Annotated in this window: 10 protein-coding genes; 8 read left to right on the top strand and 2 right to left on the bottom strand. The window is 38.9% G+C overall.

Annotation, left to right across the window (positions count from 1 at the left end; translation table 11 throughout):
- Positions 1-55 precede the first annotated feature (55 nt).
- The 5 genes from E0H87_RS04835 to E0H87_RS04815 all read left to right on the top strand — a co-directional run bounded on the left by E0H87_RS04835 (position 56) and on the right by E0H87_RS04815 (position 6,439).
- Complete coding sequence (locus tag E0H87_RS04835) at positions 56-1,012, top strand: RsiV family protein (protein ID WP_131322582.1); 957 nt, start codon at positions 56-58, stop codon at positions 1,010-1,012.
- Positions 1,013-1,023: 11 nt separating this feature from the next.
- Positions 1,024-1,845, top strand: coding sequence for a TatD family hydrolase (locus E0H87_RS04830; protein WP_131322581.1), 822 nt, complete (start codon positions 1,024-1,026; stop codon positions 1,843-1,845).
- 110 nt (positions 1,846-1,955) lie between these two features.
- Positions 1,956-4,709: an aconitate hydratase AcnA gene (gene acnA / locus E0H87_RS04825; protein ID WP_131322580.1), complete on the top strand. Its 2,754-nt coding sequence runs from the start codon at positions 1,956-1,958 to the stop codon at positions 4,707-4,709.
- A 92-nt stretch (positions 4,710-4,801) separates the two neighbouring features.
- Entirely contained in the window at positions 4,802-5,605 is an 804-nt protein-coding gene (locus E0H87_RS04820) for a hypothetical protein (RefSeq protein ID WP_131322579.1), read from the top strand.
- A gap of 63 nt (positions 5,606-5,668) precedes the next feature.
- Positions 5,669-6,439, top strand: a complete 771-nt coding sequence (locus tag E0H87_RS04815; protein WP_131322578.1) for a ThiF family adenylyltransferase — start codon at positions 5,669-5,671, stop codon at positions 6,437-6,439.
- A 100-nt stretch (positions 6,440-6,539) separates the two neighbouring features.
- Here E0H87_RS04815 and dusA read toward each other — a convergent pair whose 3' ends face one another.
- Positions 6,540-7,562: a tRNA dihydrouridine(20/20a) synthase DusA gene (gene dusA, locus E0H87_RS04810; RefSeq protein ID WP_131322577.1), complete on the bottom strand. Its 1,023-nt coding sequence runs from the start codon at positions 7,560-7,562 to the stop codon at positions 6,540-6,542.
- Positions 7,563-7,696: 134 nt separating this feature from the next.
- Between dusA and E0H87_RS04805 the strand changes: the two genes are divergently transcribed.
- Complete coding sequence (locus E0H87_RS04805; RefSeq protein WP_131322576.1) at positions 7,697-8,845, top strand: tyrosine-type recombinase/integrase; 1,149 nt, start codon at positions 7,697-7,699, stop codon at positions 8,843-8,845.
- Here E0H87_RS04805 and E0H87_RS04800 read toward each other — a convergent pair.
- Entirely contained in the window at positions 8,829-9,101 is a 273-nt protein-coding gene (locus tag E0H87_RS04800; RefSeq protein WP_131322575.1) for a pyocin activator PrtN family protein, read from the bottom strand. The genes E0H87_RS04805 and E0H87_RS04800 overlap by 17 nt on opposite strands.
- A 194-nt stretch (positions 9,102-9,295) precedes the next feature.
- Between E0H87_RS04800 and E0H87_RS04795 the strand changes: the two genes are divergently transcribed.
- Entirely contained in the window at positions 9,296-10,279 is a 984-nt protein-coding gene (locus tag E0H87_RS04795; RefSeq protein ID WP_131322574.1) for a hypothetical protein, read from the top strand.
- A 313-nt stretch (positions 10,280-10,592) separates the two neighbouring features.
- A complete protein-coding gene (locus tag E0H87_RS04790; protein ID WP_131322573.1) occupies positions 10,593-13,022 on the top strand; it encodes a hypothetical protein in 2,430 nt (809 codons plus the stop codon).
- Positions 13,023-13,059: the final 37 nt, after the last annotated feature.

The raw sequence follows: 13,059 nt of genomic DNA, 5'->3' as shown, positions 1-13,059 counted from the left end.
AAGCCTTGATAGGTGTGGTATGTCGAGTGAAAAAATGAAAATAGGGTTGAGTCAAATGACAACAAAGAAAGTGATTTGGGCGGTAAGTGTATTGACGACAGCCATACTGATGACAGCGTGTCAGCCTAAAAAAGTTGAATCGGAACAACCAGAGACTGCGGCATCATCGACGTTGGCACAAGAACAAGCGAGTCAATTGATTGGAGATTCGGAAAAACTACAACTCAATTTACCTGCGTGTGATGACAAAAATTGCCCAGAAATGACCATTGAGCGACTCAGTAGTAATCAGCCATTTATCGATGCCTATATGGATGCTGAAATTCTGAAACAGGTCGAGAAAATTTTAGCGGTTTCTCCTGAGTCGGCTGCAGATGAAGCGGCATCGACCGCGAAAGCATCGGAAGTGGCAGCATCACAGGCGGTGGTTCAAGCAGTAACGGTGAAACAACAGCTCGAACAGCAATTACAGCCGTATACCCAAGCTTTTTTAAAATTAGATCAAGAGATTAAAGCGCTAAGTTCTAGTCATAAAATTAGTGTGATGATTAAGCCGACTATTCTCAATGCCAAAGGCCCATTGGTTACGATAGTCTTAAATAGCAGCAGTTACTTGGGTGGTGCGCATGGATCATCTTCACAACAATATTATAATTTTGATTTAGAAAAGAAAAAACTGGTCAAGCTGAATGAAATTCTGGCACCGAATCAATTGGCGGCACTAGAAAATCAAGCGCATGAAGCTTTTAAAACTTGGGTGATCGAGTCCAAACTAGCCAATGATGTTTCTGAATATGAGCAGGCGTGGAAATTTAAGCTGAGCGATAATTACTACTTGAGTAAGCAAGGTTTAATTTTACAGTATGGTGAATATGAAATTGGACCGTATGTGGTCGGTTTACCTCGTTTAACCATTCCCTATGAGCAATTACAGACGATTCTAAAAAAACCATATCTACCTGAGTTTGCCACTGAAGCCGCTGCAAGTGCTGCCAGTGAGCCAACTAAGTAACAGGTTGGAATATGCTGCCGCGCTTATTTGATACCCATACCCATTTTGATGTTCCCGATTTTGATCTAGATCGGGAACAACTGGCATATCAAGCTAAAGCAGCAGGGGTAGAGGCTTTGGTGTTAATCGGTTTTGTCGCGTCACGATTTCCTGATTTACTAAAAACTCAACAGTTTATAAATCATTTACGAGAAGCACCACAGGCTTATTTAGCGCCGGGTCTACATCCTTTTTATATTCAACAACATCGACCTGAGCATTTACAGCAACTCGAATTACTCTTACGACAGCATGACTGTGTGGCGGTTGGAGAAATTGGTTTAGATACTTTTCAAACCGAGCATAAGCAACCTGAATTATTTGCCAAACAACAGGACTATTTTCAACAGCAATTAGAATTGGCGCGACATTACCAAAAACCAGTTTTATTGCATATTCGTAAAGCCCATGCCGAAAGTCTAGCAATGTTAAAAAAGCAAAAATTTCAATTTGGTGGCATTGCCCATGCCTTTAGTGGTGGGGTCGAAGAAGCCAAGGCTTTCATTAAAATGGGGTTTAAAATTGGCATTACAGGGCAAATTACCAATCCAAATGCCAAAAAACTGCATCGGGTGGTACAGGAAATTGGTGCTGAACATTTGGTGTTGGAAACCGATTGCCCTGATATGACGCCGCTGTGCTGTCAAGTTTCAACCCAACAACGAACGCGCAATACCCCAGCCAATTTACCCTATGTATTACACGGTTTGGCACAATGTTTACAAACAGATGAAAAGCGCTTGGCAGAGCAGCTTTGGCAAAATACGCAGCAATGTTTAAGGCTCAAAAATTAAAATAAAGTGGGCGAGAATTACTAATCCACAACATTAAACCAGACGATTTGACCTACATTATAAAAGAACAATGGAATAAAAATTAGTCATGCAAGCCGGAGGATCCACCTATGGCAAAGTATAGTCAAATCAATAGCTTTAATGCATTAAAATCCTTTACAGTCGGTTCCAAAACATATCAGATTTTTAGCTTGGCACAAGCCCAGCCACAACTGGGTCATTTATCCAAACTGCCCAAATCGCTTAAAGTCTTATTAGAAAATTTATTGCGCTTTGAAGATGGTGTAACGGTCAAAGCAGATGATATTTTGGCAATTGTAGAATGGCAGCAGACACGAAGCTCAGAACAAGAAATTCAGTATCGCCCTGCACGTGTCCTGATGCAGGATTTTACAGGTGTGCCTGCTGTGGTCGATTTAGCCGCCATGCGCGCAGCAGTGGCACAAGCTGGACGAGATCCGAATATCATCAATCCTTTATCTCCCGTTGATTTGGTCATTGACCACTCGGTGATGGTTGATCATTTTGCTAGTAGTCGTGCCTTTGCTGAAAATGTCGAAATTGAAATGCAGCGTAATGGTGAGCGTTATCAGTTCCTACGTTGGGGACAATCGGCGTTCAATAACTTTAGTGTGGTTCCACCAGGAACGGGGATTTGCCATCAGGTGAATCTGGAATATTTAGCGCAAGCGGTATGGCTAGGTGAATCGGATGGGCAAACCTATGCCTTCCCAGATACGTTAGTGGGTACAGATTCACATACCACCATGATTAATGGTTTGGGGGTCTTAGGTTGGGGCGTGGGCGGAATTGAAGCCGAAGCTGCCATGTTGGGACAACCTATTTCCATGCTGATTCCTGAAGTGATTGGTTTCAAACTCACGGGGAAATTACGTGAGGGTATAACGGCAACGGATTTGGTGCTCACCATCACACAAATGCTGCGTCAAAAAGGCGTGGTCGGTAAATTTGTTGAGTTTTATGGCGATGGGCTGGCAGATTTGCCTTTGGCAGACCGAGCCACCATTGCCAATATGGCACCTGAATATGGAGCAACCTGTGGCTTTTTCCCTGTTGATGAAATAACGTTGGCTTATATGCGCTTAACGGGGCGTGCCGATGAACGTATTGCCTTGGTTGAGGCGTACTGTAAAGAACAAGGTTTATGGCGCAATGCGGGTGATGAACCTGTATTTACCGATACATTAAGCTTAGATATGTCGACTGTGGCTGCAAGTGTGGCGGGTCCAAAACGCCCACAAGATCGGGTTTTACTGGCAGATGTACCACAAACTTTTGATGCCTTAATGGAGCTGAGTTTAAAACCTGCCAAAGAAGATAAGGCTCGTTTGGAAAATGAAGGTGGTGGTACCGCCGTCGACGCGAAAAAATCCAATATTACCCACGAAAGTGCATTCTGTGAAATCGATGGTAAGCAGTATCCTTTGGTACATGGTGATGTGGTCATTTCAGCGATCACTTCCTGTACCAATACCTCTAATCCGAGTGTGATGTTGGCGGCGGGGTTATTGGCGAAAAAAGCCATCGAAAAAGGACTGCAACGCAAACCTTGGGTCAAAAGCTCGTTGGCACCGGGTTCTAAAGTGGTGACGGACTATCTAAATGCCGCAGGTTTAACGCCTTATCTCGATCAGCTGGGTTATAACTTGGTCGGTTACGGTTGTACTACCTGTATTGGTAATTCAGGGCCTTTACCTGAGCCGATTGAAGAAGCCATTAATTGTTATGACTTAAATGTGGCATCGGTGTTATCGGGGAATCGTAATTTTGAAGGGCGAGTACATCCTTTGGTGAAAACCAATTGGTTGGCTTCACCGCCTTTGGTCATTGCCTTTGGTTTGGCAGGTAACATTCGTCTAGATTTAACCACGCAACCGATTGGACTGGGTATACATGGCGAGGCAGTGTATTTAAAAGACATTTGGCCAAGTCAGGCAGAAATAGACGAAGTCTTGCAGAATGTGAATACCGACATGTTCCATAAAGAATATGCCGCGGTATTTGAAGGCGATGCCAGTTGGAAGGCGATTCAAATTCCACATAGTCAGACTTATGCATGGGACGAGCATTCGACTTATATCCGACTTCCGCCATTTTTTGCAGATATCGGGCAGCCGTTAAGTTCTCTGCATAATATTGAACATGCGCGGATATTGGCAGTGCTTGGAGATTCCGTCACCACCGACCATATTTCCCCAGCAGGCAATATTAAAAAAGACAGCCCCGCTGGTCGCTATCTGCAAGAGCATGGGGTAGAGCCGAACGATTTTAACTCCTATGGTTCACGTAGGGGGAATCATGAAGTGATGATGCGTGGCACATTCGCCAATATTCGTATTAAAAATGAAATGTTAGGTGGAGAAGAAGGCGGCAATACGTTACATATTCCAAGCGGTGAAAAACTGGCCATTTATGATGCTGCCATGCTGTATCAACAACAAGGCACACCTTTGGTGATTATTGCCGGTAAAGAGTATGGTACGGGATCTTCTCGTGACTGGGCCGCGAAGGGCACCAATTTACTCGGGGTAAAAGCCGTCATTGCAGAGAGTTTTGAGCGGATTCACCGTTCAAATCTGGTTGGTATGGGCGTGTTGCCATTGCAGTTTATGTCTGATCAGAACCGACACAGTTTAAATCTGACAGGGCATGAAAGTATTTCGATTCTAGGTTTGTCGGATGATTTGGCACCACATCAAACCTTTGAAGTGGAAGTCACCCGAACTGATGGCTCTCGCGATTCGTTCCCTGTGTTATGCCGTATTGATACCCTCAACGAAGTTGAATATTTCAAAGCAGGCGGAATCTTGCATTATGTGCTACGTCATTTAATTGCAAGTTAGCGTCGTTCTTATTCAATCATCACGTGCCAGAGTCTTTATAGCTAAGGCTCTGGTATCATTCATATAGAAAACAAAAATTTAAGATCATTTGTATGTTGAAATTATTATTGGCTGGAAGCGTGTTGATTGCTCCTGCTTTTTGCTATGCAAAACCTCAAACGCTGATACTAAAACCGCAACAAGTTACACTAGTACAGCGCGCAAGTATTTGTACGGAGCTCAGGATTTCCTGTAATTCCGATGCGACTTGGCAGCTCTATCAGGTTCCGAATCAGCCTCAACGTCAGTATGTGATTGCAGAATTGAAGCTATTTGAGCTAGAAAAAAATGCGCAAAGTTATCAATTACGTAATTATTGGGACTTTTCAAATTATCAACCACTTACGCAGAATCCACATTGGACTGTGGATGGTCCTGTAGCACCAGAAGATTTACTGGATGAAAATGGTAAATTTGTTCGCGCTGATGCTTTACACCTTTATCCCGTGTTATTTCCCATCAATGATAAAGATTACAGTATTGCTTTAATTCAACGTTGGGATGAAATGTACTCGGGTGGGGGCATGACGGAAGAAGTGGCGGACTTTTTACAGCTCAATTCTCAGGGCAAATACCAACAGGTTTTTCAAAATATTCCATTTTCTGTCTCAAGAATGATTCGGGCCTGTTTTTCGGAACAAGATTATGCTCAGTCAGGGGAACATTGTCATGACCTAGAAAAATTGGTGCTGAATATTGAATATCAACAAGCGAATACATGGCGTATGAAATATCACTATGTTCGTACATTGTCGCCATCTTCAGATCAACTGCCGATGAATCAACGTAAGACTTATGTATTGAATGCAAATAAAGCTGATGCAATCCAGTTTCCAAGGACATGGACTGAATATTAATCCGCAACTTTCAAATTGAATTTGATAAAATGCTCGCGATAATTTTTCTGATTTGATCTCCCTATGACTGATTTACTCCTAGATGATGAATATGACCGCCGTTTTGCTGGCGTAGCTAAAATTTATGGTGAGGATTCATTCAGTCATTATGAGAAAAGCCATGTTATGGTGATTGGAATTGGCGGCGTTGGTTCTTGGGCGGTGGAAGCCTTGGCGCGCACAGGTATTGGTGAGCTGACCTTGGTCGATATGGATGTGGTTGCAGCCTCAAATATTAATCGTCAATTACCTGCGATGACATCAACACTGGGCTGTGAAAAAATTGAAGTCATGGCAGAACGTTGCCGCTCAATTAATCCGAAAATTAAAATTAATCTGATTGATGATTATTTAACACCAGACAATGTCAAAGAGTTGCTCAGCAATGCTCCTGATTTAATTCTGGACTGCATTGATGATGTCAAAGCCAAATTGGCGCTGATGTTACATTGCCGTTTTAATAAAATTCCGTTAATTGTTTCAGGAGGAGCTGGCGGTAAGCTTGATCCACTAAAAATTCGAGTCGCAGATTTATCCAAAACTGAACAAGATCCGATGTTAGCCAAATTGCGTGCGCAGTTGCGTTCGAAAGGCATTTGTAAAAAACCAAAAGAAAAATTTGGAATTACCTGTGTGTATTCGATTGATAATCCATTTTCCAGTGCCGATGTTTGTCCAAGCGCAGGTTTGCGTTGTGGGGGCTATGGTTCGGCAGTCGTGGTGACTTCGAGTTTTGCCATGATTGCGGTTGCAGAAGTATTGAAAAAATTAGATCAAATGAAAGCGAAGCAATAACTTTTTATTCTTATCTTTGTTTAATCCCCAAAGCGTTGTTTTGATCAAATATTAAAGTCGAATAACTGCGATATTCAATCAAAACAACATAAGTTGTGAATTATTGGCTAAGAGATTGTTCTTTTAAATAATCTTCAGTCCTTTGCATTGCTTCTTTAATGTTAAGAATCGCATTTTCAACATCTGCAAAAGTTTTAGCATTACCACCACTCAAAGCCTGACGCCATTTCCGAGCACCCGGTAAGTTTTGGAAGAGTCCAAGAATATGGCGGGTGATAATCGACAAAGGTGCACCTTCAGCCATACGCTTTGCAATATACGGCAGCATTTGATCGATAATTTCAAATCGATCAGGCAGCTCTAAATTCCACAATTGCCCAAGTTCCGCCAAAAGATAGGGATTGTGATAAGCCTCACGGCCAATCATCACACCATCTACATGTTTGAGATGCTCTTGCGTTTCAGCAAAGGTTTTGATCCCACCATTGATTTCAATCAAAAGGTTTGGACGCTCTTGTTTTAAACGATAAACATCTTCATAACGCAGCGGTGGAACATCACGATTTTCTTTTGGTGATAGCCCCTGAAGCAACGCAATACGCGCATGTACGATAAAATTATCACAGCCAGTTTTAGCGACAGTATCGACAAAATGTAGCATTTCTTCATAAGAATGCATGTCATCAATCCCGATGCGATGTTTTACCGTTACAGGAATATCGACTGCATTACGCATTTCAGCGATACATTCAGCCACGAGGTCAGGTTCTGCCATAAGGCAGGCGCCAATTTTATTGTTTTGTACGCGGTCACTTGGACAGCCGACATTTAAATTGACTTCATCATAGCCCCAGTCTTGTGCCATTTTGGTACAAGTCGCAAGGTCTTTGGGATTGGAGCCACCGAGTTGTAAAACGATTGGGTGTTCTTCATTGTTATAATCGAGATGGCGATTTGCACCACCAAACAGAATCGCGCCTGTCGTCACCATTTCAGTATAAAGGATGACATTTGGGTTAAATAAGCGGGCAAAGAAACGATAATCCTTGGTTGTCCAATCCATCATCGGTGCAACACTGATTCGCGGAGATTGAGTGTTTTCAATGTTTTTGTTAATAGTCATTAAAAATCATGCCTTTAATCTATATTCCGCAACCTGCGAGAATCTGTTTTAACCTGTGTTTAAGTGGGCTAATCGGTTTGCATTTACACCAAATTTTACACCATAATCAAAAAAAACAGGTTGTGGTGTAAATTATGGGGTCAATTACAGCAAGGAAAGGTGCAGATGGTAAAGTTAACTATCGTGCTGCGATTCGAATCAATCGAAAGGGCTTTCCTACTTTCTCTGAAAGTAAAACATTTCACTCAAAGAAGTTAGCTGAAAACTGGGTTAAGAAACGAGAAGTCGAAATTCAAGAAAATCCTGATATTTTGCTTGGCAAAGAAAAGCTGATTGATCTGACCTTATCAGATGCCATAGATAAATATTTGGATGAAGTCGGGAGCGAGTACGGAAGGACGAAACGCTATTCTCTGCTCTTAATTAAGAAGCTACCAATTGCGCGCAATATTATCACAAAAATAAAATCAGTACATTTGGCCGAGCATGTTGCTTTAAGGAAGGGAGGAGTACCTCATCTAGAACTTGAACCTATTGCGACTAGTACGCAGCAACATGAGCTTTTACATATCCGTGGTGTGCTTTCTCATGCTGCTGTTATGTGGGAAATGGATATTGATTTAAATGGCTTTGATAAGGCTACGGCTCAGTTAAGAAAAACACGTCAAATTTCCTCAAGTCAAAAAAGAGATCGACTCCCTTCAACGGGTGAATTGATTGCATTAACGAAATATTTTACAGAACGATGGAAGCTAAACCGTTACGGTTCTAAGTATCCAATGCATTTAATTATGTGGTTTGCTATTTTCTCATGCAGACGTGAAGCTGAATTAACACGATTATATCTTCAAGATTATGATTCACATCACTCAACTTGGAAAGTGCATGATCTAAAAAATCCAAATGGCTCCAAAGGTAATCATAAATCATTTGATGTCCTTGATCCTTGTAAGGAAATGATTAAAAGATTAAAACACTCAGAAGTTCGTGAACGGATGTTGAAGCTTGGGCATGATGAAAACTTACTACTGCCATTGAATCCTAAAAGCTTGGGGAAAGAGTTCAGAGAAGCTTGTAAATTATTGGGTATTGATGATTTACGTTTTCATGACTTGAGACATGAAGGCTGCACTCGCTTAGCAGAACAGAGCTTTACCATTCCAGAAATTCAGAAAGTAAGTCTGCATGATTCTTGGAGCAGTTTACAACGCTATGTGTCAGTGAAAGCAAGAAGGAATATTATGCAATTGGAGGAGGCACTACGTCTCATCGATGAAACGTAGCAAAATCTTTTGAAGCTTCTGAGTACTGTTTATCTAAAATATCTGCTAGGTCTTTTACGTGTACCAAAAATGGTGCACGTTTACTTTGATCAATTTTAAACACGGAGAAAGGAAATTCTTGATTATTTGCTTTTCTTAGAGCCTCAGCTTTACTTAAATGTGGATAGTAGTCAGAAACGATTGATAATAAGTCAACTGTCATAGAGCGATATCGCATAAATAGATAATCAAGAGTATTTAATTGAAAAGCAACCATGTTTTACTCCTTGATTAATACATTGTGTGAAGTGTATGTAAATATAAATTTCAGTTTTGCCATAAGTTCCAGATCCTTTAAGTATCATATCTCTTGATTAGATGTTTTTAGTTTAAGTATGTCGATAGTGAAAATTAATAGGTCTAGGAAAGTAAAAAAATAAATATTAAAATTCATCTATCTTATTGAGTTTTATGGCAATGAAGAAAATAAAAATTGAAGACATAAGAGTTTTAAGTGATGGGCTATATCTTCAAGCCATTGAGAGCTGTAAGTTTCAAAAGTTTATGAAGGACTTTCGAGCTTCAAAAGCAGCTGAAAACTCAGAAAATTTACATAGCTTAAATTTATGTTTTTCTGAAAAACAACAACTATTAAGAAGGTTAGAAGAATTTGGCGATCAAAGCTTAAATGATCTTTTATGGCAAAATACTCCATGGGATGCTGATGAAGAGCTCCTGAGTTTCAATCCAATATTTACTGCAAGAAAAACTGTAATACTCATCAATCAAGTTGATCAGTTAATTGAGGATTATAATAATTTAGATGCTCATACTCTTCAGCAGGGCTATAGATCAAGTCTAGAGACTTTGATTGATATGATTACATCAAAACAAAGTGTACGTTATAGCTTGCTTGTTTCTGCAGAATTGAGAAATAAAATCCAAGGATATACTGCGATTAAGCAGCGCCATGGAGTTAAGCATAAAATTTTTTTTGAGACTCTAATTGAATATGCGGATAAGCATGGTAAATGGATCAGTCCTAGCATGGCAGTGCGGCATGTATATGTTGACGTGATTGATAAATTTGCGGAAGTTGATGGGCAATATATTGAAAAGAAATTAGAAAAGCTGGAAGAAAGAAAGCGGATTGTCTCTCAAGAAAAAGAAGAGATTGAACGGATAATAGTCAACATTAAGGTTAGAAATGCTAAAAAAATACAAAGTCGTCAGGATGATGAGACTTTGAAATATGCTGAGGAAAGGCAGTGTAAATTAGTCGAAGAATTACAGCCCTTAGAAATAAAAATCTCTAAATACATTCTCGCTAAAAAACAGGGTTACCCCTTTGAGAGTCTAGGACGGGAAATTTTATTTAATAGTGATATTGAATTGTCGCTAATTAATTGTTTAGTAAGTAATCAGGAAATTATGAGGAAGGTGATTGTCAGTTGAAAGGAGTCTGTGTCTAAAAAAGAAGTGGTTATAAAGTTACTGGCTTAGTAAAAAAGAAATCTGTTGATCTAAATCCACCATTCTAGGTGGTTTTTTATGCCTATTTTTTGAATTAGTAGCAAGAATAAGAGGAAAGTATCTTGGAATAGTAGTAATTTATAGCTTGGAATAGTAGATAGGTAATATTGAATTTTGTAACTCCTAGACTGCTATTAGCTTGGTTTTGACTTTCAAGATAGTTGCAAAAATGGACATATTGCTAACTATATACTCTATTTAGAGGTTTCAGAATTGTTATTTGATGAGTGTGAGCATGGCAACTAAACAAGCAGTGATAGTGAATGATAGAGATGTGTTCAATTATCTAAAAGTCTGTATGTATAGTGATTCAATAAATGATCTCAGACGGTCAGGTAAAAAAATACGTAGTGGTGTCTTCTATGAAACGATACGTATGCTTGAGAATGTAGATAGTGGATTGAATAAAATTGAAGATAATATAATTTCAACGGAGGTGGCATATCTTGATAGTGATTATGAAACGCAGAAAGAGATCATTCATTTTTTGAACTTATTACGCTTGGATGAGGAGTTAATTGAGTTTGCTAAAAATATAGACACTTTTTTTAGTACTCGTATGGGGTTATTTATCCAATTGGTTAGGGATGATTTCCCTGAGTTTTATAAGCGTGATTACGACTGGACTCGATCTGATCTTCCTCTAAAACAGATTTTTGACTGTATTGCGAAGTATCGGGATTTGTGTGGATCGTATCAGGAGGGAATCAAGCGTAATTTAGAGGACTGTAATGAGCAGCATATTGGGCTTGCAAAAATATTTGATAAAGTTGTTAAGAAGGCTAAAAAAGTTTATGTTTTAAATTTAATGATCAAAATCCACCCTAATTCTTTTTCTTGGAGGGAGGCATCTGATTTCACATGGGATAAGGATGATATTGAGTATGTGGAAAGGGCTATAAGGGAATTCTATTCGAATATTGTTCCGACATTTAATGTATATGCTGATTTCGTTAATACTTTCATGGGGGTAAATGAATGTATAAATTTGCATATAGTGTTAGTTTTAAAAAATGAAGGGGAGCACGACTCTAAACTTCTTGCTAAGCAGATGTGGGATATTTTCAATAGCTTATTGAACAAGCGAAAAAATTCCAGTCAGCGTAACGATTATGATATCCAAGTCGATAGCTTGAATGAGCGTATAAAACATCGGTTCAAACAAAAGCATGTTACTGATGTATTGGGATATAGATCAAAGAAACAATTAGAAGATTTTAACTATTGGTATTTATATCTATTCACACACTTTAAACGATTCATTGTTTCAGAGCACTGTCGATTCAGAGGTTTGTCATTTGATCCTTATGAGCTAGGGTATCGAATTTCAGCCATTTTTAGGGAAATAAAAGAAACTGAACTTGAATATAGACCTGAAATTAATCAGGCACAGGTTAAAGATGTCAGTCTTAATTCGCTGTATAGGGAGTTTGTTGGTAATAAGCTTTGGGAAAAGGCTATCTCTAAGCTTGATCACAAGAAAGAATATGTTGGGCTTTGTCATATTTATGGCGAGCAAAAGCATTTTTTAAAATTTGAATCAAATACAAGCGAGCTGCTTCAAAGACAAGAGTTGTTTATTCAGTACTTAAAACAAATAGATATTCCACCATTAAGTACTGTGGATGCGGAACTTGAACATATTGTTCAATCGCCAAGCCGTCATCTATCGTTGATTGAGAAGTTGACAATTATTCAATTGCTTGATCATGACTTAAGTGGAAATAATGCAGAACATTTAACTAGTATTATCAAAGGTACATCTAGCCCGAGTTTGAACTTCCTTTTGAATGATTATAAAAAGAATCGAGATGTTGTTTACTTGTCGAGTTATAGTGTTTTTTCATTAGATTTTTATAGGGAATTACATAAATATATTAATGGTTTAAAGGAGAAAATACATAAAAATGATCTTGCTAAAGAGCTTGCAAAAGGGGTTGCAAATAGGCAAAAAAACACTGAATCCATAAAACAGTATCTGCTTCATCAGTTTAAGCAAGATGTTAATGTCTATAGATTCAAGATGACATGTGAAATTGAAATAAAAAATGTGTCAGAAGCTTTAGTCATTACAGCTTTTAGTGAAATATGGACAGCATTCGTAAAGGATATTAAAAGAAAACCTAAGAGTATTGGGAAACAACTTGTAGCATACGTAGGGGCATATGTATCGCTGAATGTACCATCCATAGACGTTACTCTGATTTTTGCATCTGAAAATAAATGTGATTTTGAAGTGGATACGGTTGATAAGATTAATGAGTGTTGGAAAAATTATCTAACTGATGAAACCAAATCTCAATTGATTCGTAAGCTTGAAAAAAGGAAGCTAAATGAAAATCAAACAGGAAGTGCCCAGAATATTAATTATGATGATTTTTTCAAAAAGTTGCATCTTAAATCAATTAGATTGCCATTGATTAATGAAAACATGAATCATTGGGAAGATTGCTCTTTATGCAGCTATAGCGATAAAAAACAAAGATCTAGGTTTATTAAAACATTCTCGGAATTTTATGCAAGTTATAGTCTTTTGAAGCGACCACCAATTGAAGGTCGTGATGTAGGTTTGAATTTAATGCTTAAAGGAAGATTACCTCAGAAGGAACAAAGCAAGGCTATACCAGCACCGATTTTTAAACCAGTTGCTGAAATCAAGGACTAAGCTTGTACTTAACTTACGCTTCACTTTTCTCTGTAAA

This window comes from Acinetobacter sp. ANC 4178 (genome assembly GCF_004331175.1).
GTDB lineage: Bacteria > Pseudomonadota > Gammaproteobacteria > Pseudomonadales > Moraxellaceae > Acinetobacter.
This window is presented reverse-complemented; position numbering and strand designations above follow the sequence as displayed.